Source organism: Microbacterium esteraromaticum (genome assembly GCF_016907315.1).
GTDB classification, from domain to species: domain Bacteria; phylum Actinomycetota; class Actinomycetes; order Actinomycetales; family Microbacteriaceae; genus Microbacterium; species Microbacterium esteraromaticum.
Genome location: NZ_JAFBBS010000001.1, coordinates 298,511 through 322,450, shown reverse-complemented (window position 1 = coordinate 322,450; position 23,940 = coordinate 298,511). Strand labels below are relative to the sequence as shown.

Sequence of the window (23,940 nt, the reverse complement as noted above, 5' to 3'; positions counted from 1 at the left end):
ATCACGCTCTCTGCTCTGGCGGGCCGAGGTGCGACCAGCCCTCGGTGATGACTCGACCATAGAGCAGATCGGCGTCGAGGCGGCGCAGCTCCTCGGCGAGGCACTCACGCAGGGTACGCCGTGGCAGGTGCAGCTCGTGATCGGGCTGACCGGGCTGCGTCAGCACGGCGATGCTCGGCGACGGACGCTCGAGCAGGATGTCGCCGCTCTCGCGCGTCAGTCGCACCGACTTGATGCCTTCCTGCCACTCGTCGGGGTTCTCGTACGACCAGGTCACCGGCACGTCGAGAGCCATCTGCAGCCACGCGGCCAGCAGTGCGGTCGACGGCGACGCCGCGGCGCCCCTGACCTCGGCAGCCGTCACGCTCTCGAACGGGGGCTGATCGAGAACGGCAGCGAGCTGCTCACGCCAGTGCGTGAGGCGCGTCCAGGCGAGATCGGTGTCGCCCGGTGCATGCGTGCTGCCCAGCAGAGTGAGCCTGTCGCGCACGTCGGGTGACGTCGCGGCATCCGTGATGCGGCGCTGCGCGATGCGGCCCAGCGGAGAGTCGGCGGCGTCGAGGGGCGCCTCATCCGGCCACCACGCGACGACCGGGGCATCGGGCAGAAGAAGACCGGTCACCAGGCTCTCGGCGTTACTCGCGGCGTCTCCGTATGCACGCAGCACGACGACCTCGCTCGCACCGGCGTCCCCGCCGACACGGATCTGCGCGTCGAGACGAGCGTCGCCGTCGCCCAGGGTCAGCACGATCACGCGCATGGGGTGCTCACGGGAAGCGTCGTTGGCCGCCTCGATGGCCTCTTCAGCGACGCCGTTGCGGGCCGCGATGATGAGCGTCAGAACGCGACCGAGGGCGACGGCGCCGCCCTCTTCGCGCACCTTCACGAGCTGCTTGGCGACCTGACTGACGGTCGTGTCGGGGATGTCGATGATCACGGGCGTCTCCAGACTCGTCCGTCGCGGGCGAGGAGGTCATCGGCCGACGCCGGCCCCCAGGACCCTGGTGCGTACTGCTCGGGCTGCGAGTCGAGCGATGCCCAGTACTCCTCGATGGGGTCGAGGATCTTCCACGACAGCTCGACCTCCTCGTGACGAGGGAACAGCGGGGGATCGCCCAGCAGGACGTCGAGAATGAGCCGCTCGTACGCCTCGGGGCTCGCCTCGGTGAACGCGTGGCCGTAGCCGAAGTCCATGGTCACGTCGCGCACCTCGGCTCCTGCGCCGGGCACCTTCGAGCCGAACCGGATGGTGACGCCCTCGTTCGGCTGCACGCGGATGACCAGGGCGTTCTGGCCGAGCTCGGACGAGCGGCCCATGAGGTGCTGCGGGGCGCGCTTGAAGACGACGGCGATCTCGGTGACCCGGCGCCCGAGGCGCTTGCCCGTGCGCAGGTAGAACGGAACGCCGGCCCAGCGGCGAGTGGCGATCTCGAGCTTGAGAGCCGCGTACGTCTCGGTGGTCGACTCCGGGTTCATGCCCTCCTCTTCGAGGAAGCCGTTCACCTTCTCACCGCCCTGCCATCCGCCGGCGTACTGGCCGCGCGCTGCGGCGAGCGAGAGGTCGTCTGGCAGCTGCACGGCCCCGAGCACCTTCTCCTTCTCGGCGCGCAGGTGCTCGGCCGAGAGGCTGATCGGCTCCTCCATCGCGGTCAGGGCGAGAAGCTGCAGCAGGTGGTTCTGGATGACGTCGCGCGCGGCCCCGATGCCGTCGTAGTACCCGGCTCGTCCGCCCACGCCGATGTCCTCGGCCATGGTGATCTGCACGTGGTCGATGTGATTGCGGTTCCAGATCGGCTCGTACAGCTCGTTGGCGAAGCGCAGCGCGAGGATGTTCTGCACCGTCTCCTTGCCGAGGTAGTGGTCGATGCGGAAGATCGAGTCGGCGGGGAAGGCCACCTCGAGCGCGCTGTTCAGCGCTCGAGCCGACTCGAGATCGTCGCCGAACGGCTTCTCGATCACGACGCGCCGCCAGCAGCTGTCGTCGTCGCTGTGCTCGCCGACGAGTCCGGATTCCTTCAGCTGTCGCGCCACCGTGGGGAAGTCCTTCGGGGGGATCGAGAGGTAGAAGGCGTGGTTGCCCATGGTGCCGCGTTCGACGTCGAGCGTCTCGATGGTCTCGCGCAGACGCGCGAAGGAGTCGGCGTCGTCGAAGGTGCCCTGCACGAAGCGGATGCCCTGCACCAGCTGCTGCCACGTCTCTTCGCGGAACTCGGTCCTGGCGTGCTCGCGGACGGCGTCGTACACGACCTTGGCGAAGTCCTGGTCCTCCCATTCCCGCCGGGCGAACCCGACGAGAGCGAATCCGGGGGGCAGCAGGCCGCGATTGGCGAGGTCGTAGACCGCCGGCATCAGCTTCTTGCGGGACAGGTCGCCGGTCACTCCGAAGATCACAAGGGCACTCGGCCCTGCGATGCGGTTCAGACGGCGATCATCGGGATCGCGGAGGGGGTTGTGTCCGCGGGAGACGGGGGCAGTCATCGGTGGGGGAGTTCTCCAAGTGGTGCGGGTGATCTCACTGGGCGGCTTCGAAGAGCGCCAGCACGTCATCCACGGCATCTGTGATGGTCAAGGTGACGACGGGACGGCCCAGGCCCGAGAGCACGGCCGCGTCACCCGCGGCCTGCGCCTCGATCAGCTGCCCGAAGGTGAACGGGCGTCCGGGGACCTCGAGATCGACGTCGGTGCGCTCGGTGATCTGCAGGTACACGCCCTGCGCGGGGCCGCCCTTATGATACTGGCCGGTCGAGTGCAGGAAGCGCGGGCCCCATCCGAAGGTCGTCGGCCGGCCCGAGTCGGCCGCCACCATCTCTCGCAGCCCCCGCAGCTGGGGAACGCCGGTGCGGTCGACGTACGCCTGGATGGCGACGTAGCCGTCGGCGCCGAGGCGGGCCCAGAGCGCATCGAGCACGCCCGCGAGAGTGCCGGCGGCGAGAAGAGCGGGGTCGGATGCCCGCACCTCGATGCCCTCCTCGATGAACGCCGGCGCGGAGACCTCGGGTCTGGCGTCGAGAAGGCCTCGCGCGGCGGTCTTCGCTGCCTCGACATCGGGCTGGTCGAACGGGTTGATCCCCAGGAGGTGACCCGCGATCGCGGTCGCATACTCCCAGAGCAGGAACTGCGCTCCGAGGGTTCCGCTGACGAGGATGTCGCCCTGGTGACGCAGGTGGAGCTCGTCGGCGTCGTCGACGAGACGCACGATCTGCAGGTCGGCCGGCCGGGCGTCGACTTCGGGGGAGACGGGCAGCAGCACGACGGGGAGGATTCCCGTGCCCGCCTTGCCTGTGGACTCCGCGACGAGCTGCTCGATCCAGTCGGGCAGTCCTTCGATGTGGGTGCCGTCACTGATCAGGCCGAGCTTGTCGTGTCGGGGGGCGGTGCCGACGATCGCCGCTGCCAGCCGCAGTGCCGGATTGTCGGAGGAGTCCACGGCGAACTGCAGCAGCGAGGCCTCTGCCTCGTCGAGCAGCTCCCCGATGTCGGCGCCGGCGAGGCCCGCGGGTACCAGCCCGAATGCGGTGAGTGCGGAGTACCGTCCGCCGACGTTCGGGTCGGCCGTGAAGACCCTGTATCCGGCATCCCGTGCCGAGGACTCCAACGGCGAGCCGGGATCGGTGACGACGATGATGCGCTCTGCCGGGTCGATTCCCAGGTCGCTGAAGGCGGCCTCGAACGCGCGGCGCTGAGAGTCGGTCTCGATCGTCGATCCGGACTTCGACGACACGACCAGCGCCGTGCGCGCGAGGTCGTCGTCTATCGCGCGCAGCACCTGCGCGGGCGCGGTGCTGTCGAGGATCGTCAGGGGCACACCCGCCGTGTTGGCGATGACCTCGGGGGCGAGCGAGGATCCGCCCATGCCCGCGAGGACGATGCGATCGACTCCGCGTGCGCGGAGGTCATCGCGCAGCGCGACGATCTCCGCGACGAGCGGGCGCGAGTTCGAGACGGCCTCGACCCAGCCGAGTCTGATGGCTGCTTCGGCGGCGGCATCCGGACCCCAGAGGTCGCTGTCCGCTGCGGTGACACGTGACGCGACGAGGTCGCCGACCAGCGTTGCGACGACCTGGTCGACGGCGGGCTGCGCCGCATGCGACACGTGCACCGAGACGGTCATCGTGCGGCTTCCAGGCCCTCTGCGACCTGAGCGAGCAGACCGTGCCACGAGTCGATGAACTTGGCGACTCCCTCGTCTTCGAGCACCTGGGTGACGTCGTCGAAGTCGACGCCGACGGCCTTGAGACCGGCGAAGACCTCGTGCGACTCGGCGTAGGTCGAGGTGATCGTGTCCCCAGTGACCTCGCCGTGGTCGAACGTGGCCTCGAGCGTCTTCTCGGGCATCGTGTTGACGACGCCGGGGGCGACGAGCTGGGTGACGTAGAGCGTGTCGGGGAGGTTCGGGTCCTTGACGCCGGTGGATGCCCAGAGCGGGCGCTGCAGGTTGGCACCAGTGGCGATGAGGTCCTGCGCCCGCTTCTCGGCGAACTTCTTCTCGAAGAGCTCATAGGCGAGGCGCGCGTTGGCGAGACCGGCCTTGCTCTTGAGCGCCAGGGCCTCGTCGGTGCCGATCTCGACCAGTCGCTTGTCGGTCTCGGTGTCGACGCGCGACACGAAGAACGACGCGACCGAGTGGATCGTCGAGAGGTCGATGCCCGCCTCCTTGGCGCCCTCGAGACCAGCGAGGTACGCGTCGATGACGTCGTTGTAGCGCTCGAGGCTGAAGATGAGCGTGACGTTCACGCTGATGCCTGCTGCGATCGCCTCGGTGATGGCGGGAAGGCCGGCCTTCGTGGCCGGGATCTTGACCAGCAGGTTGGGGCGGTCGATCTTCTCCCACAGCTGCTTGGCCTGGGCCACGGTTCCCTCGGTGTCGTGCGCGAGGTCGGGGGACACCTCGATCGAGACGCGGCCGTCGACGTGGTTCGTCTTCTCCCACACGGGACGGAAGATGTCGAGCGCGGCGGCGACGTCCTGCGTGGTGGCCGCGAACACGGCGTCCTCCGCTGAGGCGCCTGCCACGGCGAGCTCGTGAGTCTGCGCGTCGTACGAGGTGTCGTTCTGGTCCATCAGGGCTGTCGCGAAGATGGTCGGGTTGGTCGTGACGCCGACGACGTTGCGGCTCTCGATCAGCTGCTGCAGATTTCCGGTGCTGATGCGGGTGCGGGACAGGTCGTCGAGCCAGATGCTGACGCCGGCCTGTGCGAGGTTCTCGGTGGGGGTGCTCATGATGTCTTGTTCTCCTTCTGCGTCGTTCAGCGCGCTGACGCGGCGATGGTCTCGCGGGCGGCGTCCACGACGGCCTCGGCGGTGACGCCGAACTTCTCGAACAGGGTCTTGTAGTCGGCCGACGCGCCGAAGTGGTCGATGCCGACGGAGCGGCCGCGGTCGCCGACGATGCCGCGCCAGCTGGCGACGGATCCGGCCTCGACCGAGACTCGGGCGGTGACCGACGCCGGCAGCACCGACTCGCGGTACGCCTCGTCCTGCTCGGCGAACCACTCCAGCGACGGCGCGGACACCACGCGGGCGTTCACACCTTCGGCTGCCAGCGTCTCGCGGGCGGCGACGGCGAGCTGCACCTCGGAGCCGGTGGCGATGAGGATCACGTCGGGCGTCCCGCCCGGCGCCTCTGCGAGCACGTATGCGCCCTTGGCCGTGTGGGCTGCAGAGGCGAAGGTGTCACCGGATGCCTCGCCGTCGCCGCGCTCGAACACCGCGATGTTCTGACGCGTCAGCGCGATTCCCGCGGGGCCGCCGTGGCGGCGCAGCAGCTCGAGCCACGCGGCAGCGGTCTCGTTGGCGTCGGCGGGGCGCACGACGGTGAAGTTGGGGATGAGACGCAAGGAGGCGAGCTGCTCGATCGGCTGGTGGGTCGGGCCGTCCTCGCCGAGAGCGACGGAGTCGTGGGTCCAGACGAAGATGCTCGGCACGTTCATGAGCGCTGCCAGACGCACCGCGGGGCGCATGTAGTCGCTGAAGATGAGGAATGTGCCGCCGAACGCGCGGGTCGGTCCGTGCAGGACGATGCCGTTGACGATCGCGCCCATCGCGTGCTCGCGGATGCCGAAGTGCAGCACGCGGCCGTAGGGGTTGCCCTTCCACTCGTGCGTCGACCACTCGACCGGGATGAACGACGGCGCGTCCTTGATGGTGGTGAGATTCGACTCCGCGAGGTCGGCGGAACCTCCCCAGAGCTCGGGGAGCTCTGCGGCGAGGGCGTTGATGACCTGGCCGGAGGCCGCGCGGGTCGAGACGTCCTTGCCTGCTTCGAAGACCGGCAGCGCGTCGGCGATGCCTTCGGGCAGCTCGTGCGCCTCGAGACGGTCGAGCAGCGCTTTGCGCTCGGGGTTCGCCTCGGCCCATGCATCGAACGACTTCTGCCATTCGGCACGTGCCTCGGCGGCGCGCTCACCGAGCTTGCGGGTGTGCGCGATGATGTCGTCGGCGACGACGAAGTGCTGCTCGGGGTCGAAGCCCAGCACCTTCTTGGTGGCGGCGAGCTCGTCGGCGCCGAGCGCGGAGCCGTGGATCTTGCCGGTGTTCTGCTTGCCGGGCGACGGCCAGCCGATGATGGTCCTCAGGATGATCAGCGACGGCTTCGCCTGCTCGCCCTGCGCGGCGGCGATCGCGGCGTGCAGCTCCGCCACGTCCTCGACGTACTCGCCGGTCTTCTTCCAGTCGACGGTCTGCACATGCCAGCCATAGGCCTCGTAGCGCGCGGCGACATCCTCGGTGAACGCGACGTCGGTGTCGTCCTCGATCGAGATCTGGTTGGAGTCGTAGATGGCGATGAGGTTGCCGAGCTGCTGGTGCCCGGCGAGCGACGACGCTTCGCTGGTGACGCCCTCCTGGAGGTCGCCGTCTCCCGCGATCACGTAGACGAAGTGGTCGAACGGGCTGGTGCCCGGGGCGGCATCCGGGTCGAACAGACCGCGCTCGTACCGCGCGGCGTAGGCGAAGCCGACGGCCGAGGCGAGGCCCTGGCCGAGGGGGCCGGTGGTGATCTCGACGCCCTTCGTGTGACCGTACTCGGGGTGCCCAGGGGTCTTCGATCCCCAGGTGCGCAGCGACTGCAGGTCTTCGAGCTCGAGTCCGAAGCCGCCGAGGTAGAGCTGCACGTACTGGGTGAGCGACGAGTGGCCGACCGAGAGGATGAAACGGTCGCGGCCGAGCCAGTCGGTGTCGGCGGGATCATGACGCATGACGCGCTGGTACAGCAGGTACGCGGCAGGGGCGAGACTCATCGCTGTTCCGGGATGACCGTTGCCGACCTTCTCGACGGCGTCGGCCGCGAGCACTCGGGCGGTGTCCACCGCACGTCGGTCGATCTCATCCCAGTGAAGTTCTGCCACGGCCATACTCCTTCAGACGCTTGCGGAGGCTCCCGTATTCCTGCGCTTTCCGCGTCGTCACGGAGTGGAACTGCACAGCTGCGGGTGCGCGAGTGGGTTTCAGCATAGCGGGGTGCCCCCGGTCGTCCGGCGTGTGTTGCGCGAGGTCACAGCGTCAGGGAAATCGCTTTCCAGCCTGTTGAGGAGCGACTGCGCCGCGGACTCTCGGGCCACCCGGTGCGACACGCCGAGTGGCATAGACTGGGACGACGTCCGCCATGCACGCATAAGGAGGGGATCGCGATCTCGACGACATCGCAGACCGCCGCGACTCATCACTCGCTCGGTCAGAGGATCCGCGGTTACATCGCCCTCACCAAACCCCGTGTGCTGGAGCTGCTGCTCGTCTCCACCGTGCCGGTGATGTTCCTCGCCGAAGGCGGGATGCCCGACATCTGGCTCGTCATCGCGACGGTGATCGGCGGTGCGATGAGCGCCTCATCCGCAGCATCCTTCAACATGTACCTGGACCGGGACATCGACGTGCACATGAAGCGCACCGAGAACCGTCCGCTCGTCACGGGAGAGGTGTCGCCGCGGGGCGCCCTGGTCTTCTCCTGGGTGCTCGCCGTGGCATCCACCGTCTGGCTTCTGCTCACGACCAACTGGCTCGCAGCCACGCTCTCGGTCGTCGCGATCTTCTTCTACGTCGTGATCTACACGATGATCCTCAAGCGTCGCACCGAGCAGAACATCGTGTGGGGCGGCATCGCCGGATGCTTCCCCGTGCTCATCGGCTGGAGCGCGGTCACGGGATCGCTGGACTGGCCGCCCTTCGTGCTGTTCGTGCTCGTGTTCCTGTGGACGCCCCCGCACTACTGGCCGCTGTCGATGAAGTACAAGGACGACTACGACGACGTCGACGTGCCGATGCTCGGGGTGACCCGCTCTGCCTCGCAGGTCGGGCTGCAGGTCATCCTCTACGCGTGGGCGACCGTCGCCTGCTCGCTGCTGCTCGTGCCGGTCGCCCAGATGGGTCTGGTGTACACCGTCTCGGCGCTCGTCTTCGGCGGCTGGTTCATCTACGAGTCGCACCGCCTGTACAACCGCGCCGTGCACGGCGGCGAGGCGCGCCCGATGCGCGTGTTCCACGCATCGATCACCTACCTGACGCTGATCTTCCTCGCCGTCGCGGTCGACCCGCTGCTGCCGTTCTGATCATCGGACTTCATGACAGTGGCCCCGCCGATCCGGCGGGGCCACTGTCATGTGCGGTGAGGGAGGGCCTCAGGCCACTGGCTTCTTAAGCTTCGTGACGACGACCACGTAGGTCGCGGCGGAGAGAGCTGCGAGCACCATGTGCACGCCGACGAGCACGGGCGGCAGCCCGGTGCGGGCCTGAAGCACGCCGACGCCCACCTGCACGGCGATCGCTGCGGTCAGCACGAGCAGCCAGGTGCGCGGCCGCAGACGCATCACCCAGGCGGTCACGAGCAGAGTCACGACCAGAGCAGCGAGGATGTATCCGGGCCAGGAGTGCACATGAGCGAGCACCGTCGCGTCGAAGCCCTGACGTGTGATGGCCTCGTCGCCCGAGTGCGGCCCGGAACCGGTCGTCAGCACCCCGAAGACGATGGTGAGCGCCAGAGCCAGGCCCGTGACGTGCGTGAGGACGGAGAACCACCTCGGCACGGCCGGCGCTTGCGGCGCTTCAGGCGTGTCGAGCCGTACGAGGAACAGGGCTGTGACGCACACCAGGGTCAGTGAGACCGCATAGTGGAAGCCGACGACGAAGGCGTTGAGGTTGCTGATCACCGCGAAACCGCCGACCACGGCCTGTGCCATCACGCCGACCAGCACGACCCAGGCGAGCACGGCGAGATCCTTCCGGGGCGTCGGCTGACGCAGCGAATCGGTGGCGCCGACGAGCACGGCGAGCAGCAGGGCCGCCGACATGAAGGCCGCGGCGATCACCGCGGTCGTCCGGCCGTCGGCGCCTGGCACGCCGATGACGGCCGTCGCCGTGTAGACCAGCACACCGAGCACGATGCCGCCGAGCGCGAACCAGAGGGCCCGTACCACCAGGCGTCGGCCGCTGATGACATGCAGCGTGATCATCAGCACCGCGAGCGCCAGCAGCCCCACGACCCCGGTCATCACCCGGTTCCCGAACTCGATCGCGCCGTGCAGGCCCTGCACCTCGAGGATCGGCACGAGAGACTCGGGCGTGCACAGCGGCCACTCGGAGCATCCGAGTCCGGACCCGGTCAGGCGCACGGCGCCGCCGGTGCCGATGATGATGACCTCGGCGAGGAACGACAGCCAGGCGAAGATCCTCAGTCGCCGGTCGATCGTCGTCGGGAGCCACCCGAAGCGGTCACTGCGGGTGTGGCGACCCGGGATCATATCCGGGGCGGCGGTGTGGTTCATGGTGCCTCCGGTTCGCGGAATCGACAGGCGGGCGCGGCCCGCGCGCGAGGCGGAACCTGTAGAATCGGGATTGTGGTGAGGGGCTGCGCGCAGCGCGAATTCCCTCACCGACAGTTTAGGCGCGAGTCCTGCGCCGAAGATGAGGGCCCATCAGCGGCATCCATTCCCTGAAGACTCGACGGGGAACCGGTGTGCCGGGGCGGATGACACCGTCTGGGCCCGTGTTGAGGAGAGTGTGTCATGTCGGATGTGCTGATCGACCGCCCGGAACTCGAAGGGCTGGGGGTGTACGAGTTCGGCTGGCACGACGCGGATGCCGCCGGAGCCAGCGCGCGTCGCGGTCTGTCTGAAGACGTCGTGCGCGACATCTCGGCTCTCAAGAGCGAGCCGGAGTGGATGCTGAAGACCCGCCTCAAGGGGCTGTCGCTCTTCGACCGCAAGCCGATGCCCACCTGGGGCGCCGACCTCAGCGAGATCGACTTCGACAACATCAAGTACTTCGTGCGCTCCACCGAGAAGCAGGCGCAGAGCTGGGAAGACCTGCCCGACGACATCAAGAACACCTACGAGCGACTCGGCATCCCCGAAGCCGAGCGTCAGCGTCTCGTGGCCGGCGTCGCGGCTCAGTACGAGTCCGAGGTCGTCTACCACCAGATCCGCGAGGACCTGGAGGAGCAGGGTGTCATCTTCATGGACACCGACACGGCGCTGCGCGAGCACCCCGAGTTCTTCGAGGAGTACTTCGGCACCGTCATCCCGTCGGGAGACAACAAGTTCGCAGCGCTGAACACCGCCGTGTGGTCGGGCGGGTCGTTCGTGTACGTGCCCAAGGGCGTGCACGTCGAGATCCCGCTGCAGGCGTACTTCCGCATCAACACCGAGAACATGGGTCAGTTCGAGCGGACGCTGATCATCGCCGATGAAGACAGCTACGTGCACTACATCGAGGGCTGCACCGCGCCGATCTACAAGTCGGACTCGCTGCACTCGGCCGTCGTCGAGATCATCGTGAAGAAGAACGCCCGCGTTCGCTACACCACGATCCAGAACTGGTCGAGCAACGTCTACAACCTCGTCACCAAGCGCGCGGTCGCCCACGAGGGCGCGACCATGGAGTGGGTCGACGGCAACATCGGCTCCAAGGTGACCATGAAGTACCCGTCGATCTACCTGATGGGCGAGCACGCCAAGGGCGAGACGCTCTCGGTCGCGTTCGCTGGTCCCGGCCAGCACCAGGACGCCGGCGCGAAGATGGTGCACATGGCGCCGTACACGCAGTCGTCGATCGTCTCGAAGTCGATCGCCCGTGGCGGCGGTCGTGCGGGTTACCGCGGCGAGGTCCGCGTGGACGCGGCGGCGCACCACTCCGCCAACTCGGTGGTGTGCGATGCCCTGCTGGTCGACACGCAGTCGCGCTCCGACACGTATCCGGCCATCGACATCCGCGTCGACGACGTGCAGCTCGGCCACGAGGCCACGGTCTCGAAGGTCAGCGAGGAGCAGCTCTTCTATCTGCAGTCCCGCGGCATCGAGGAGACCGAGGCCATGGCGATGATCGTGCGCGGGTTCATCGAGCCGATCGCGCGCGAGCTGCCCATGGAGTACGCGATGGAACTGAACAAGCTCATCGAGATGGGCATGGAAGGATCGGTCGGCTGATGACGGCCCCCACACAGGCGCCCGAGCTGGCGCCGCAGACGAACGCGCACATCGACCCTGCCGCGCAGGTCGCAGACGCCGGCTTCGTGCCGGTGCAGACCCGCTCCGAGCGGCCGCGGTCGTTCGACCCTCAGGACTTCGGCGCCCCCACGGGCCGCGAGGTCAACTGGAAGCACACGCCCATCGCACAGCTGAAGTCGCTCCTCGAGACGGCTGACGCGGGCGAGGGCGTCACCTACGCCTTCAGCCACGAGCAGTACGTCAGCACGCCGCTCGCACACGGCACGGCTCCTCGCGGCGAGTTCTTCGTCCCCGAGGACGTCGTCTCGGCCGTCGCGTGGCAGGGCGCCGGCGAGGCGCTGCACCTGAGCATCCCCGCCGATGAAGAGGTCGCCGAGCCGATCGTCGTCACGATCGACGGCACCGGCGGTCGAGCCGATGCGCATCTCGTGATCGAGGCGGGACGCCACAGCGTGGCGACGGTCGTGCTGCAGCACAGCGGCACGGCAGAGTACGCGCAGAACGTCGAGATCATCGTGCGCGACGGCGCGAAGCTGAAGCTCGTGACGGTGCAGCGCTGGGAAGACGATGCTGTGCACGCCGCCGCCCACCAGGCTCGCGTCGACCGCGATGCCGAGCTCACCCACATCGTCGTCAGCCTCGGCGGCGGCGTCGTCCGAGTGAACCCGAACGTCGAGCTCGCCGGCACCGGTTCGCACGGCTACCTGTACGGTCTGTCGTTCGCGGATTCGGGCCAGCACCTCGAGAGCCAGGTCTACCTGCACCACAAGGGCGCGCACACGACCGGCGACGTGCTCTACAAGGGCGCGCTGCACGGTGAGAGCGCGCACAGCGTGTGGATCGGCGACGTGCTGATCGGACCGGATGCCACCGGCACCGACTCGTACGAGGCGAACCGCAACCTCGTGCTCACCGAGGGCGCCCGCGCCGACTCGATCCCGAACCTCGAGATCCAGACCGGCGACATCGCCGGCGCCGGTCACGCGAGCGCGACGGGACGCTTCGACGACGAGCAGCTGTTCTACCTGCAGGCGCGCGGCATCTCCGAGGAGGAGGCGCGTCGCCTTGTCGTGTTCGGCTTCCTCACCGAGGTCGTGCAGCGCATCGGCATCCCCTCGCTGCAGGACGAACTGATCGCCGCCCTCGAGGCCGAGCTCGAGGCGGTGACCAAGTGAGCGCTCAGCGCGCCTGCAGCGTCAGCGAGCTCGAGCAGGACACGCCGCTGCGCGTCGAACTCGACGGCATCGCGATCTCCATCGTGAAGGACGGCGACGACCAGATCCACGCGATCGGCGACCGCTGCACCCACGGCGACATCTCGCTGTCCGAGGGCTTCGTGGAAGGCAAGACGCTGGAGTGCTGGGCCCACGGCTCGGCGTTCTCGCTCGAGACCGGTCACCCCCTCAACCTCCCCGCTTACGAGCCCGTCCCGGTGTTCGTCGTCGAGATCGACGGCGACGATGTGCTCATCGACCCCACTGTCACTAAGGAAGTCTGAATGTCTGTGCTCGAGATCCGCGACCTGCACGTAACGGTCGAGACCGACCAGGGCGAGACCCCGATCCTCAACGGGATCGACCTCACCATCGAGACCGGTGAGACGCACGCCATCATGGGCCCGAACGGCTCAGGAAAGTCGACGCTCGCCTACACGATCGCCGGTCACCCCAAGTACACCGTCACCCAGGGCACCATCACCTTCGACGGTGAGGACGTGCTCGAGATGAGCGTCGACGAGCGGGCACGTGCCGGCCTGTTCCTCGCCATGCAGTACCCGGTCGAGATCCCCGGCGTCACGGTGACCAACTTCCTCCGCACCGCGAAGACCGCGATCGACGGCGAGGCGCCCTCGATCCGTCAGTGGACGAAGGACGTCAAGGAGGCCATGTCGAACCTGCGCATGGACCCGAAGTTCGCGCAGCGCAACGTCAACGAGGGCTTCTCGGGCGGCGAGAAGAAGCGCCACGAGATCATGCAGCTCGAGGTGCTCAAGCCGAAGCTCGCCGTGCTCGACGAGACCGACTCCGGTCTCGACGTCGATGCACTGAAGATCGTCTCGGAGGGCGTGAACCGCGCCAAGGAGGCGACCAACCTCGGTGTGCTGCTCATCACGCACTACACCCGCATCCTGCGCTACATCCGCCCCGACTTCGTGCACGTGGTCGTCAAGGGGAAGATCGTCGAAGAGGGCGGCCCCGAGCTGGCCGACCGCCTCGAGGAAGAGGGCTACGACCGCTTCCTCGACCCCTCAGAGCCCATCGAAGCGTAGGCTGAGAGCATGACCGCGACGCTCACTCCTGAGAAGCACGACGAGGTCACCGAGGCTCTGAAGGACGTCATGGATCCCGAGCTCGGGATCAACGTCGTCGACCTGGGCCTGATCTACGACCTCTCGTGGGACGACGAGAACGACGCGCTTGTCATCCACATGACGCTGACCAGCGCCGGATGCCCGCTCACGGACGTGCTCGAGGAGCAGACCGCGCAGGCACTGGACTCGGTCGTCGACCAGTTCCGCATCAACTGGGTGTGGATGCCGCCGTGGGGCCCCGAGCGCATCACGGACGACGGGCGCGACATGATGCGCGCCCTCGGATTCGCGATCTGACATGACGGCTCACGTCGTGGCTCTTCCCTTGGCGGAACTGCGGCAGCGCACGAGCGAGAAGTGGCGGGAGTACCCGGCAGGGGTGCTCCCGCTCTTCGTCGCCGAGACGGACTTCCCACTCGCTCCGGCCGTCAGCGCTGCGCTCGAGCGTGCCGTTCGCATCGGCGATACGGGATATGTCGCCTCCCGCAGTCCGCTCGCCGGAGCATACGCGGCGTTCGCGGAGCGTTGGTTCGGCTGGTCGCCGGACCTGGCCGGCATGCGCAGCACAGCGGATGTGAGCATGGGCATCGTCGAGATCCTCCGTCGGGTCATCGTGCCGGGGGAGCGGGTGGTCGTCAACCCGCCCGTGTACCCGCCGTTCTTCGACCTGGTCGCTGAGGCCGGGGGAGTCGTCGAGCGCGTGCCGCTGCGCGACACGGGCGATGGGTGGGAGCTGGATCTCGACGGCATCGCCGCCGCTCTGGCATCCGGTGCCCGTGCGGTTCTGCTCTGCAACCCTCACAATCCGACCGGCACCGTTCACTCGGCCGAGTCGCTGCGTGCGCTGGCGGAGCTCGCCGCTGAGCACGGCGTGGCGGTGATCTCGGACGAGATCCACGCGCCGCTCAGTCAGCCGGGGTCCGGCTTCACGCCGTTCCTCGCGACCGGCGACGCTGCGTCGCGAGTCGGATACGCGGTCGTGAGCGCCAGCAAGGCGTTCAATCTCGCAGGACTCAAGTGCGCGCTCATGGTGGCCGCAAGCGCTGACACGCAGCGGGTTCTTCGCGAGCTGCCGGTCGAGGTCGAGTGGCGCACCGGTCAGTTCGGCCTGCTGGCGGCTGTGGCCGCGTTCGCTCCCGAGAGCGACGACTGGCTCGACGGTCTTCTCCGCACGCTCGACGAGAATCGCCGTCTCCTCGCAGCGCTTCTGGCTGAGCACCTGCCCGAGGCGCGCTACCGGATGCCCGACGCCGGGTACCTCGCCTGGATCGACCTCACGCACCTCGGCTGGGGCGAGAACCCGGCGAGACGCATTCTGCGGGAGGCGGATGTCGCGCTGCACTACGGGCCGGCGTTCGGCGCCGAGGGTGCGGGACATGTCCGCCTCAATTTCGGCACCAGCCCTGAGATCATCACAGAGGCCATAACCAGGATCGCCGCGCTGCGCACCGGCGACTCGGCTCGCCCCGCCGGGGCCGAGGAGTGACCACCACCTCACCGGTCGCGACGATCTGGGATCGCACCCGTCTCGGCATCACGATCGGCTCGGTCGTCCTGATCTTCCTCGCGGCGATCGAGGCTCTCGCGGTGACCACGGTGATGCCGGTGGTGAGCGCCGATCTGCACGGCGAGGCGCTGTATGCGGTGGCGTTCTCGGGCACGCTCGCGACGAGCGTCATCGGCATGGTCGCGGCAGGCACATGGAGCGATCGCTCGGGACCCCGCGCTCCGCTGTACACGGCGGTCGCGCTGTTCCTCGTCGGGCTCGTCGTGTCCGGCCTCGCCCTCGATATGTACACCTTCCTCGCCGGCCGGCTGATCCAGGGACTCGGCGCCGGCGGACAGACGGTCGCGCTGTATGTGGTCGTCGCCCGCGTCTACCCGCCCCAGCTGCATGGGCGCATCTTCGCCGCATACGCCGCCGCCTGGGTGGTCCCGTCGATGATCGGGCCGTTCCTCGCGGGGCTCGTCACGGAGCTGCTGCACTGGCGCTGGACCTTCCTCGGCGTGGCAGTGCTGACGGCGGGCGCGTTCGTGCTCGTCGTGCAGCGACTGAGCGGCGTTCGTCTCGAGACGGATGCGGGCGAAGAGAACCCGGACGCCGCCATCGCGGATGCCGAAGGAGTCGAACCTGCCGATCAGGGTGCGTTCGCGATGCGCATGCTGCTCGCCGTCGTCGTCGCGATCTGCGCCGTGGGAGTGGGGTTCACCGTTGAGCTCCCGCCGGCTGCCGGCGGGCCCCTCGCGGCGATCGGGATCGCGATCATCGGGTTCGCTCTGCTTCCTCTGCTTCCGCGCCGCACTCTGAAGGCCGCACCGGGTCTGCCGAGCGTCGTCCTCACCCGTGGCCTCATCGCCGGCGCGTTCTTCGCCGCCGAGGCGTACATCCCCAAGCTGCTGATGGACGACTTCGACTTCTCGCCCTCGATCGCGGGCCTCGCGCTCACGCTCGCAGCGCTCGGCTGGTCGAGTGCGTCGGCGGTGCAGGGACGCTACGGCGACAGGCTCGGCAGCCGGCGGATCATGCTGATCACCTTCGTTCTGCTCATCGCCGCTCTGCTCGGCATCATCGCCGTGGTGCTGTTCTGGCCGCTGCCGTGGATCATCGTGGTCGGCTGGGGGCTCGCCGGCGCCGGGATGGGTCTGCTCTACCCTCGGCTGACGGTGCTCACCCTCGCGTATTCGACGCCCAGGGACGAGGGATTCAACTCCTCCGCGCTGTCGATCTCGGACGCCACCGGCTCAGCCCTCGCCGTGGCCGTCGCCGGTCTCGGGTTCGTCGCCCTGCCGCTGCTCGGCAGCGGGTACCTGACGGTGTACGCCTTCGCCGCCGTGCTGACGATCCTGGCAGTGCTGCCCGGTCTGAGGATGGGCGACGCACAGCGCTGACATGCGCGGGTATGCGTGTCGACCGGCGACAAGCTTTTCCCGGCGACGCTGTATCTGTTCCGTGCTGGTGTCGGCAGGCACGTCAATACAGTGAACAGTGTTCCCATGACGCTCAGGCGTCCGCAGGCCACGACTCACGGAGGACCCATGACCGAACCCCGCCCGCTCGGTGCAGAGATCGCCCGCATCGCCGTCTTCGCTGCGCTGATCATCGTGCTCGGCACCGTGATCGTGCCACTCCCGGGAGGCGTGCCGATCACCGGTCAGACGCTCGGGGTCATGCTCGCTGGACTGGTGCTGGGTGCGCGGCGAGCTCCGTTGGCGATCCTTGTCGTGCTCGCCCTGGCCGCGGTCGGGCTCCCGGTTCTGGCAGGCGGGCGAGGCGGACTCGGGGTGTTCGTCGGACCGACGGCGGGCTACATGCTCGGCTGGGTCTTCGGGACGATCGTCATCGGCCTGATCGCCCATTCGGGACGCCCCGTCTGGTGGCGCACCGCCGCCGCGACGATCATCGGCGGCATCGCCGTGGTGTATCTGTTCGGCGTCCCGGTGCAGGCCGCCGTCACGGGGGTGCCGCTCGACCTGACGGCTCTGTCCGCTCTCGTCTTCCTGCCAGGAGATCTCATCAAGGCCGGAGCTGCCACGGTGCTGGCGCTGGCCCTGCGTCGGGCCTACCCGCGGGCGTTCCCCGTGCGCGGCGCCGCGTCGCCGGCATCAGCCCTCCCGTGACCGATCCCGGGATCCGGTTCGACGGCGTCGAGTGCACGGTGGACGGGGAGCGCGTCCTGCACGACGTCGATCTGCGTCTGAGCGCGGCTCGCACCGCTGTGATCGGGGCGAACGGATCGGGAAAGTCGACCTTCGCGCGCATGCTCAACGGGCTGCGCGCGCCGACGAGCGGTCGGGCGACTGTGCTCGGGTATGACGTCAGCCGGGATGCCCGTGCGCTGCGCGATCGTGTCGGCTTCGTCTTCACGAACCCCGAGGCCCAGATCCTCATGCCGACCGCCGCGGAGGACGTGGCGCTCTCGCTGCGCGGTCTGCCGAGAGCGCAGCGGGCTGAGCGGGTTCACGAGACGCTGTCGCGGTTCGGCCTGGAGAGCAGAGGGGACCAGCCCGCGTCCTCGCTGTCGGGCGGTCAGCGCCAATTGCTGGCCATCGCGTCGGTGCTCGCCACCGAACCCGATCTGGTGGTCGCCGACGAACCGACCACGCTCCTCGACCTTCGCAACGCCCAGCGGATCGGAGATCTGCTGCTGTCGCTCGATGCGCCGGTGGTGATCGTCACCCATGATCTCGATCTCGCCGCGGCGTGCGACGAGGTGGTGCTGTTCGATGAGGGCAGGGTGCGGGGTGTCGGGGAACCCGACGACGTCATCGACGCCTACCGGCGGCTGGTCGCATGATCTCGTTGTTCCGGCCAGGGAGCACCATCGTGCACAGACTCCCCACCGGGGCGAAGCTGTGCGGGCTGATCGTCGCGGCGCTCGCGATCTCTCTGGTGCCCCTCGGCGTGGTAGGCGGTGTGGGCGTTGTGGTCATCGCGACCGCGACTCTGTTCATCGCAGGCCTCGGCCCGCGGGAGGTCGCGAGCGCGTGGTGGAATCTGCGCTGGCTGATCCTTCTGCTCGGCGGCGCGCTATGGGTGTTCGTCGACCCGTTCACCGCCGTGCAGAACACCTCGCGGGTCGTCGGGCTGATCCTTCTGGCTGAGACCGTGACCCGCACGACGCGCATGGGAGATCTGCTCGACGTGATCGAGCGGGGACTGGGCCCCTTCCGTCGCGTGGGGGTGAACCCCGAGACAGCCGCGCTCACCATCTCGCTGACGATCGCGATGGTTCCGGCCCTCGCCGGGTTCTTGCGGCAGGTTCGCGAGGCGCAGCACGCCCGCGGTGTGCGGCTCGGTCCCCGGGTCGCGCTTCCGCTGCTGGTTCTCGCGATGCGGCATGCTGACGACGTCGGGGATGCCCTGTCCGCTCGCGGTCTCGCCCGCTGACACAGAGCGGTCCCGCGACGGCGTCGTTCGGGCGACGGACCGACGCACGACAGTCGCGTACACTGGGAGGCTGGCCATTCGGCCGCTCATCCTCACCTCCCGAAGATCGGACTGCGCTGTGCTCGCCGTGCACGAACTCGAGATCCGCGTCGGAGCCCGCGTGCTCATGTCGGACGTCTCGTTCCGAGTCGCCGACGGCGACAAGATCGGCCTCGTCGGCCGCAACGGCGCCGGCAAGACCACCCTCACCAAGGTGCTCGCCGGCGACGTGCTCGCCTCCGAGGGCAAGGTCACCCGGTCGGGCGAGATCGGGTACCTGCCGCAGGACCCGCGCACCGGCGACCCGGAGATGCTCGCGCGCACGCGCATCCTCGACGCACGCGGCCTGGGCTCGATCCAGCTGGGAATCAGCAACGCCTCGCACGACATGGCGTCCGAAGACCCCAAGATCGCCGAGCGTGCCATGCGCAAGTTCGCCAATCTCACCGAGCGCTTCGAAGCGCTCGGTGGCTATGCGGCCGAAGCGGAAGCGGCATCCATCGCCCACAACCTCTCGCTCCCTGACCGCATCCTCGACCAGCCGCTGAACACCCTCTCCGGTGGACAGCGCCGCCGCATCGAGCTCGCCCGCATCCTGTTCTCCGATGCTGAGACGATGATCCTCGACGAGCCCACCAACCACCTCGACGCCGACAGCGTCGTGTGGCTTCGCGACTTCCTGAAGAACTACAAGGGCGGGCTCATCGTGATCAGTCACGACGTCGAGCTCGTCGGCGAGACGGTCAACCGGGTCTTCTACCTCGATGCGAACCGCCAGGTCATCGACATCTACAACATGAACTGGAAGAACTACCTGCGTCAGCGGGTGGCCGATGAAGAGCGCCGCAAGAAGGAACGTGCCAACGCCGAGAAGAAAGCGACGCAGCTGCAGCTTCAGGCCGCCCGCTTCGGCGCGAAGGCCTCGAAGGCCGCTGCGGCGCACCAGATGGTCGCCAGGGCCGAGAAGCTCCTGTCCGGCCTCGATGAGGTGCGTCAGGTCGACAGGGTCGCCAAGCTGCGCTTCCCGAAGCCCGCTCCGTGCGGAAAGACCCCGCTGATGGCGTCAGGGCTGTCCAAGTCGTACGGCTCGCTCGAGATCTTCACCGATGTCGACCTCGCGATCGACCGCGGCTCGAAGGTCGTCGTGCTCGGCCTCAACGGCGCAGGCAAGACGACGCTGCTCCGTCTGCTCGCAGGCGTCGACCAGCCGGACACCGGCCAGCTCGAACCGGGCCACGGACTCAAGATCGGCTACTACGCGCAGGAGCACGAGAACCTCGACGTGAAGCGCTCGGTGCTCGAGAACATGATCTCGGCGGCGCCGGATCTGAACGAGACCGAGGCTCGCAAGGTGCTCGGATCGTTCCTCTTCACCGGCGATGACGTGCACAAGCCGGCCGGCGTGCTCTCCGGCGGCGAGAAGACGCGTCTGTCACTGGCGACCCTGGTCGTCTCGTCGGCGAACATGCTGCTGCTCGACGAGCCGACGAACAACCTCGATCCGGCCTCGCGTGAGGAGATCCTCGGCGCGCTGGCTCACTACGAAGGCGCTGTCGTGCTGGTCTCGCACGATCCGGGCGCGGTCGCGTCGCTGAACCCCGAGCGCGTGCTGATCCTGCCGGACGGCGTCGAGGACATCTGGAGCAAGGACTACCAGGACCTCATCGAGCTCGCCTGAGTCCGATCCGACGGGAGCGTCGCCTCAGCACGGACGCGTCAGCGCGGGACGGCGTCGAGCAGCGCGTCTTCGTCGTCGGCATCGCGGTCGCGTCGCCGTGGCTGCCGCTTCGGCAGCTCGCCGGCGTCCTCCTTCGCCTTCACGATCTCGATGCGGATCACGTAGGCGATGAAGGCGAAGCCCATGATCGCGAACAGGATCCACTGGATCGCGTAGGAGAGATGGGGCCCAGGATCATCGGTGGGTGATGCGAACCCGCCGAGTCCGGCTTCCGCAGCCGGGTCCTCGGAGACGAGCTGACCGTAGGCGCCGGTGACGAGCGACGGATTCACGCGATCGGCGATCGTCGGCAGATGGATCGTCGGCACCTGGCCCGCGGGAGCGCTGCGCCCGGATGCCGGAAGCGACTCGCCAGGGCGCAGCCGCACGACGACCGTGCCGTCGCCCTCCGGGGGAGCGGGCACCGACTTCGGCACGCTGTCCTCGCCGGGTGAGATCCACCCGCGATCGACGAGCAGCACGAGTCCGCTCTCGTCGCGGAACGGCACGAGAACCTCGAACGCGCTGGTACCGCCGTGCGGGCGGTTGCGCACCAGAAGCTGCTCGTCGGCGAGATACTCGCCCCGCAGCAGCACCGGATGCCATTCATCGGAAGCCTGCAGCACTCCGGCGGTTCCGAGCAGGTCCGACACCGGCACGGGGTCGGCGTCGTAGTTCCGCTCCACGAGCGCGATCTGCTCCGCCCGCGATTCATTGCGATCGAACTGCCACTGCGAGAGGAATGCGCACGCGATCGCGAAGCCGATGGCGACGAGCAGATAGACGCCCCAGCGCATCAGACGACTCACTCCGGCGTCCCCTCGTGCACCTCGACGGGAAAGTCCCTGGCTCGCAGATAGTCGCTGAGGAATCCGACGTGCGCGTCGCAGGCGAGCCAGATCTTGCGTCGGTCAGCGGCATGGATGCGCGGATTGCGCCAGACGATGTAATGCGTAGCGGGCTGCCGGCACTCCGCCCGCGCGCATTCGAGCGCGTCGGTCATCTCTCGTCGGCTCCGGGGTCGTCGCGCTTCTCGATGATCGTGATCACCTCGGGCTGCGTGGAGATGGAGTCGGGAGCGGATGCCCGAGGGGCGTCGAGCTCAGCGACCGGCGATTCGACGGTGCTCGGAGTGCTGTCGCTGCCGGCGTTGGCATACACGACTGCGATGTACGGGAGGAAGATCGCGGCAGCCGCGAAAGCCCATGTCCACCAGCCGATGGGCTGCACGAGCGCCATGAGCAGGAAGCAGACCGAGCGGATGCCCATCGTCAGGGCGTAACGGCGCACGCGGTGGTCAGCCTCGTCCCGCGGCGACGGCGGCAGGGAGGTGACGGACGGGGCGTGGTGCTTCTCTTTCACGGTGCCTCCAGCCTACGCCGCGCCCGGCACACCGGTCGCCGTTCGGAGGGTCGGCGCTCGATAGGATGGCGAGCGATCCGTTCCCAGTCAGGAGTTCCCCATGAGCGCTGAGCGCGTCGTCCTCGTCACCGGCGGAAACCGCGGCATCGGCCGCGCGATCGCCGAACGCTTCGTCCGCGAGGGCTACCGCGTCGCGGTCACCGCCCGCAGCGGCGAGGGCCCCGCGGGTACGCTCACGGTCCGAGCCGATGTGACCGATGCCGCCGCGATCGATGCGGCGTTCACCGAGGTCGAGCAGCAGCTCGGGCCCGTCGAGATCGTCGTCGCCAACGCCGGGATCACCAAGGACACCCTGCTCATGCGCATGAGCGAGGACGACTTCGACAGCGTCGTCGCGACCAACCTGGGCGGCGCGTTCCGTGTGGTCAAGCGCGCGTCGAAGGGCATGCTCCGCGCTCGCTTCGGTCGGGTCATCCTCATCTCGAGCGTGGTCGGGCTCTACGGCTCGGCTGGGCAGGTGAACTACTCGGCGTCCAAGAGCGCCCTGGTGGGCTTCGCCCGCTCACTCACGCGGGAGCTGGGTGGCCGGGGGATCACGGCGAACGTCGTCGCGCCAGGGTTCATCGAGACCGACATGACCGCCGAGCTGCCCGAAGAGACCCAGAAGCAGTACAAGGCCAGCATCCCGGCGGGTCGCTTCGCCACCCCGGATGAGGTGGCCGGAGCCGTGGCATGGCTCGCCGGCGACGACGCCGGTTATATCTCGGGCGCCGTGATCCCGGTCGACGGCGGCCTGGGTATGGGGCACTGACCCGACCGCCGCGACAGGCTCAGGATCTGACGGCGTCGAGGATCGCCGTCGCGAGCCGCTCCGGCATCGAGAACTGCGGCCAGTGACCTGATCCGAGCGTGACGACGGTCGCATCGGCGATCGACGCGAACTCGGCACCCCACGGGCCCCAGTCCGCGAGCTCCGCCTCGAGCCGCTGCCGGTCGTATGCGCCCATCAGCAGCGTCACCGGGACGGCGAAGCGGCGCTCATCCGCGAGGCTGATCGGATCTGACGGAACTCGTGCCGGGATGCTCGTGGTCTGAGCGGCGGTGCGTGCTCTGGTCTCGTCGTCGAGGTCGTGCACGTCCTCGTCGGGGAAATGATCCCACCCGGGGAAGGGCACCACGCCCTCCACGACCTCGAACTCGCCGATGCCGCGGTCAGGAGCCGGAGGTACGGTGTCGACGAAGATCACGCGGGCTACCCGGTCCGGTCGCGCGTCGGCTGCGCCCCAGACGACGTTGCCGCCGCCGGAGTGACCGACGAGGGCCACGGGGCCCTCGAGGTCGTCGATGAGCGCGACGACGGCATCCACCCAGTCGGCCATGCCGACCTCGGGTGCCGCCTCGCCCAGTCCGGGCATCGTCATCGGATGAACTCGATGCCCGGCGGTGCTCAGAATCGGAGTCACGTCGTCCCACGAGGACGCGTCCAGCCACAGGCCGGGAATGAGGATGATGTCCATGTGACGACGCTAGCCGCCACCGCCGACATCAGGGCAGCAGAGGAATGACCTCCGACAGATCCTGCGGCCCGATCACGAGCGACGCCGCCGCTCGCACCGCGGGCTTCGCGTTGAACGCGATGCCGAGGCCCGCGACGGCCATCATGGTGAGATCATTCGCGCCGTCGCCGATCGCGATGGTCGCGTGCGGTGCGACGCCCAGCTCTTCAGCCCAGTTCCGCAGAGAGGCCGCCTTCGCCTCGGCATCCACGATCTCGCCCTCGACCGACCCCGCGAGCGCGTCGCCGTCGAGGAGCAGTCGATTGGCTCGCCACCGGTCGACGCCGAGGTCGGGGGCGATGTGATCGAGGATCTCGTGGAAGCCACCCGAGACGACACCCACGACTCCGCCCCGCTCGTGCACCGCATCCGTGAGCTCCCGCACTCCAGGAGTCGGCTCGATGCGGGCGAGCACCCTCTCGAACGCCGCCGTCGGCACACCGCGCAGCGCGTCGACCCGCGAGCGCAGGCTCGTGGCGAAATCCACGTCGCCGCGCATGGCGGCCTCGGTCGCCGCCTGCACCTCAGCGCGGCGGCCCGCTTCGTCGGCGAGCAGCTCGATCACCTCGTTGCGGATGAGCGTGGAATCGGCATCGAGGACGACGAGGAAGCGCGCAGCGGTCACCCGTCGA

General features: G+C 68.4%; 24 protein-coding genes. 13 read left to right on the top strand and 11 right to left on the bottom strand.

Annotated elements, in window-relative coordinates; all coding sequences use genetic code 11:
- Position 1: 1 nt before the first annotated feature.
- From JOE67_RS01585 to tkt, 5 genes are read right to left on the bottom strand one after another with little or no spacing between them, the layout of a single operon-like run.
- Positions 2-937 (bottom strand): glucose-6-phosphate dehydrogenase assembly protein OpcA, encoded by a 936-nt coding sequence (locus JOE67_RS01585; RefSeq protein WP_204973800.1) that lies wholly within the window; start codon positions 935-937, stop codon positions 2-4.
- Positions 934-2,478 (bottom strand): glucose-6-phosphate dehydrogenase, encoded by a 1,545-nt coding sequence (zwf, locus tag JOE67_RS01580; protein ID WP_204973799.1) that lies wholly within the window; start codon positions 2,476-2,478, stop codon positions 934-936. Before zwf ends, JOE67_RS01585 begins: the two co-directional genes overlap by 4 nt.
- Positions 2,479-2,512: 34 nt before the next feature.
- Positions 2,513-4,111, bottom strand: coding sequence for a glucose-6-phosphate isomerase (locus tag JOE67_RS01575; RefSeq protein WP_204973798.1), 1,599 nt, complete (start codon positions 4,109-4,111; stop codon positions 2,513-2,515).
- Entirely contained in the window at positions 4,108-5,220 is a 1,113-nt protein-coding gene (tal, locus tag JOE67_RS01570; RefSeq protein ID WP_204973797.1) for a transaldolase, read from the bottom strand. The genes JOE67_RS01575 and tal overlap by 4 nt, the downstream gene beginning before the upstream one ends.
- Before the next feature lie 26 nt (positions 5,221-5,246).
- Positions 5,247-7,346 (bottom strand): transketolase, encoded by a 2,100-nt coding sequence (gene tkt, locus JOE67_RS01565; RefSeq protein ID WP_204973796.1) that lies wholly within the window; start codon positions 7,344-7,346, stop codon positions 5,247-5,249.
- A gap of 282 nt (positions 7,347-7,628) precedes the next feature.
- On the opposite strand from tkt, the gene JOE67_RS01560 reads away from it, so the two are divergent.
- Complete coding sequence (locus tag JOE67_RS01560) at positions 7,629-8,543, top strand: heme o synthase (protein ID WP_420827650.1); 915 nt, start codon at positions 7,629-7,631, stop codon at positions 8,541-8,543.
- Positions 8,544-8,612: 69 nt separating this feature from the next.
- On the opposite strand, the gene JOE67_RS01555 is transcribed toward JOE67_RS01560, so the two are convergent.
- Complete coding sequence (locus JOE67_RS01555) at positions 8,613-9,755, bottom strand: COX15/CtaA family protein (protein ID WP_239527940.1); 1,143 nt, start codon at positions 9,753-9,755, stop codon at positions 8,613-8,615.
- Between the two features lie 240 nt (positions 9,756-9,995).
- Here JOE67_RS01555 and sufB point away from each other — a divergent pair, with 240 nt between their 5' ends.
- The 11 genes from sufB to JOE67_RS01500 all read left to right on the top strand — a co-directional run bounded on the left by sufB (position 9,996) and on the right by JOE67_RS01500 (position 20,351).
- A complete protein-coding gene (sufB, locus tag JOE67_RS01550; protein ID WP_204973795.1) occupies positions 9,996-11,414 on the top strand; it encodes a Fe-S cluster assembly protein SufB in 1,419 nt (472 codons plus the stop codon).
- A complete protein-coding gene (gene sufD, locus JOE67_RS01545) occupies positions 11,414-12,610 on the top strand; it encodes a Fe-S cluster assembly protein SufD (RefSeq protein WP_204973794.1) in 1,197 nt (398 codons plus the stop codon). The genes sufB and sufD overlap by 1 nt, the downstream gene beginning before the upstream one ends.
- Positions 12,607-12,933, top strand: coding sequence for a non-heme iron oxygenase ferredoxin subunit (locus JOE67_RS01540; protein WP_182253339.1), 327 nt, complete (start codon positions 12,607-12,609; stop codon positions 12,931-12,933). The genes sufD and JOE67_RS01540 overlap by 4 nt, the downstream gene beginning before the upstream one ends.
- Complete coding sequence (sufC, locus tag JOE67_RS01535; protein ID WP_204973793.1) at positions 12,934-13,704, top strand: Fe-S cluster assembly ATPase SufC; 771 nt, start codon at positions 12,934-12,936, stop codon at positions 13,702-13,704.
- A gap of 9 nt (positions 13,705-13,713) precedes the next feature.
- Positions 13,714-14,043 (top strand): metal-sulfur cluster assembly factor, encoded by a 330-nt coding sequence (locus tag JOE67_RS01530; RefSeq protein WP_182253337.1) that lies wholly within the window; start codon positions 13,714-13,716, stop codon positions 14,041-14,043.
- Between the two features lies 1 nt (position 14,044).
- Positions 14,045-15,232, top strand: coding sequence for a MalY/PatB family protein (locus tag JOE67_RS01525; RefSeq protein ID WP_204973792.1), 1,188 nt, complete (start codon positions 14,045-14,047; stop codon positions 15,230-15,232).
- Positions 15,229-16,635 (top strand): MFS transporter, encoded by a 1,407-nt coding sequence (locus JOE67_RS01520; protein WP_204973791.1) that lies wholly within the window; start codon positions 15,229-15,231, stop codon positions 16,633-16,635. Before JOE67_RS01525 ends, JOE67_RS01520 begins: the two co-directional genes overlap by 4 nt.
- Positions 16,636-16,782: 147 nt before the next feature.
- Positions 16,783-17,364: a biotin transporter BioY gene (locus JOE67_RS01515; protein ID WP_204973790.1), complete on the top strand. Its 582-nt coding sequence runs from the start codon at positions 16,783-16,785 to the stop codon at positions 17,362-17,364.
- Positions 17,361-18,041 (top strand): ATP-binding cassette domain-containing protein, encoded by a 681-nt coding sequence (locus tag JOE67_RS01510; RefSeq protein WP_204973789.1) that lies wholly within the window; start codon positions 17,361-17,363, stop codon positions 18,039-18,041. Before JOE67_RS01515 ends, JOE67_RS01510 begins: the two co-directional genes overlap by 4 nt.
- 29 nt (positions 18,042-18,070) lie before the next feature.
- Positions 18,071-18,634 (top strand): energy-coupling factor transporter transmembrane component T family protein, encoded by a 564-nt coding sequence (locus tag JOE67_RS01505; protein ID WP_338041458.1) that lies wholly within the window; start codon positions 18,071-18,073, stop codon positions 18,632-18,634.
- Between the two features lie 118 nt (positions 18,635-18,752).
- Positions 18,753-20,351 (top strand): ATP-binding cassette domain-containing protein, encoded by a 1,599-nt coding sequence (locus JOE67_RS01500; RefSeq protein WP_204973787.1) that lies wholly within the window; start codon positions 18,753-18,755, stop codon positions 20,349-20,351.
- 38 nt (positions 20,352-20,389) lie between these two features.
- Here the strand turns inward: JOE67_RS01500 and JOE67_RS01495 are convergent, their stop codons facing one another.
- From JOE67_RS01495 to JOE67_RS01485, 3 genes are read right to left on the bottom strand one after another with little or no spacing between them, the layout of a single operon-like run.
- Entirely contained in the window at positions 20,390-21,187 is a 798-nt protein-coding gene (locus JOE67_RS01495) for an SURF1 family cytochrome oxidase biogenesis protein (RefSeq protein WP_204976589.1), read from the bottom strand.
- A gap of 8 nt (positions 21,188-21,195) precedes the next feature.
- Complete coding sequence (locus JOE67_RS01490) at positions 21,196-21,393, bottom strand: hypothetical protein (protein WP_204973786.1); 198 nt, start codon at positions 21,391-21,393, stop codon at positions 21,196-21,198.
- Positions 21,390-21,752 carry a DUF3099 domain-containing protein gene (locus JOE67_RS01485; RefSeq protein WP_204973785.1) on the bottom strand — a complete coding sequence of 121 codons (363 nt, stop codon included), beginning with the start codon at positions 21,750-21,752 and terminating at the stop codon, positions 21,390-21,392. The genes JOE67_RS01490 and JOE67_RS01485 overlap by 4 nt, the downstream gene beginning before the upstream one ends.
- A 100-nt stretch (positions 21,753-21,852) precedes the next feature.
- Here JOE67_RS01485 and JOE67_RS01480 point away from each other — a divergent pair, with 100 nt between their 5' ends.
- On the top strand, positions 21,853-22,563 hold the full coding sequence (locus JOE67_RS01480; protein ID WP_204973784.1) for a beta-ketoacyl-ACP reductase: 711 nt from the start codon (positions 21,853-21,855) through the stop codon (positions 22,561-22,563).
- A gap of 19 nt (positions 22,564-22,582) precedes the next feature.
- On the opposite strand, the gene JOE67_RS01475 is transcribed toward JOE67_RS01480, so the two are convergent.
- Together JOE67_RS01475 and serB are read right to left on the bottom strand one after the other, a co-directional pair.
- Positions 22,583-23,269, bottom strand: coding sequence for an alpha/beta fold hydrolase (locus JOE67_RS01475; protein WP_204973783.1), 687 nt, complete (start codon positions 23,267-23,269; stop codon positions 22,583-22,585).
- Between the two features lie 28 nt (positions 23,270-23,297).
- On the bottom strand, positions 23,298-23,933 hold the full coding sequence (gene serB / locus JOE67_RS01470; protein WP_204973782.1) for a phosphoserine phosphatase SerB: 636 nt from the start codon (positions 23,931-23,933) through the stop codon (positions 23,298-23,300).
- Between the last annotated feature and the right edge of the window lie 7 nt (positions 23,934-23,940).

Coding starts and splice junctions, on each gene's coding strand:
- zwf (WP_204973799.1), bottom strand. CDS start 2,478: ATGACTGCCCCCGTCTCCCGCGGACACAACCCCCTCCGCGATCCCGAT.
- JOE67_RS01575 (WP_204973798.1), bottom strand. CDS start 4,111: ATGACCGTCTCGGTGCACGTGTCGCATGCGGCGCAGCCCGCCGTCGAC.
- tal (WP_204973797.1), bottom strand. CDS start 5,220: ATGAGCACCCCCACCGAGAACCTCGCACAGGCCGGCGTCAGCATCTGG.
- JOE67_RS01555 (WP_239527940.1), bottom strand. CDS start 9,755: ATGAACCACACCGCCGCCCCGGATATGATCCCGGGTCGCCACACCCGC.
- sufB (WP_204973795.1), top strand. CDS start 9,996: ATGTCGGATGTGCTGATCGACCGCCCGGAACTCGAAGGGCTGGGGGTG.
- sufD (WP_204973794.1), top strand. CDS start 11,414: ATGACGGCCCCCACACAGGCGCCCGAGCTGGCGCCGCAGACGAACGCG.
- sufC (WP_204973793.1), top strand. CDS start 12,934: ATGTCTGTGCTCGAGATCCGCGACCTGCACGTAACGGTCGAGACCGAC.
- JOE67_RS01530 (WP_182253337.1), top strand. CDS start 13,714: ATGACCGCGACGCTCACTCCTGAGAAGCACGACGAGGTCACCGAGGCT.
- JOE67_RS01525 (WP_204973792.1), top strand. CDS start 14,045: ATGACGGCTCACGTCGTGGCTCTTCCCTTGGCGGAACTGCGGCAGCGC.
- JOE67_RS01515 (WP_204973790.1), top strand. CDS start 16,783: ATGACCGAACCCCGCCCGCTCGGTGCAGAGATCGCCCGCATCGCCGTC.
- JOE67_RS01495 (WP_204976589.1), bottom strand. CDS start 21,187: ATGCGCTGGGGCGTCTATCTGCTCGTCGCCATCGGCTTCGCGATCGCG.
- JOE67_RS01490 (WP_204973786.1), bottom strand. CDS start 21,393: ATGACCGACGCGCTCGAATGCGCGCGGGCGGAGTGCCGGCAGCCCGCT.
- JOE67_RS01480 (WP_204973784.1), top strand. CDS start 21,853: ATGAGCGCTGAGCGCGTCGTCCTCGTCACCGGCGGAAACCGCGGCATC.
- JOE67_RS01475 (WP_204973783.1), bottom strand. CDS start 23,269: ATGGACATCATCCTCATTCCCGGCCTGTGGCTGGACGCGTCCTCGTGG.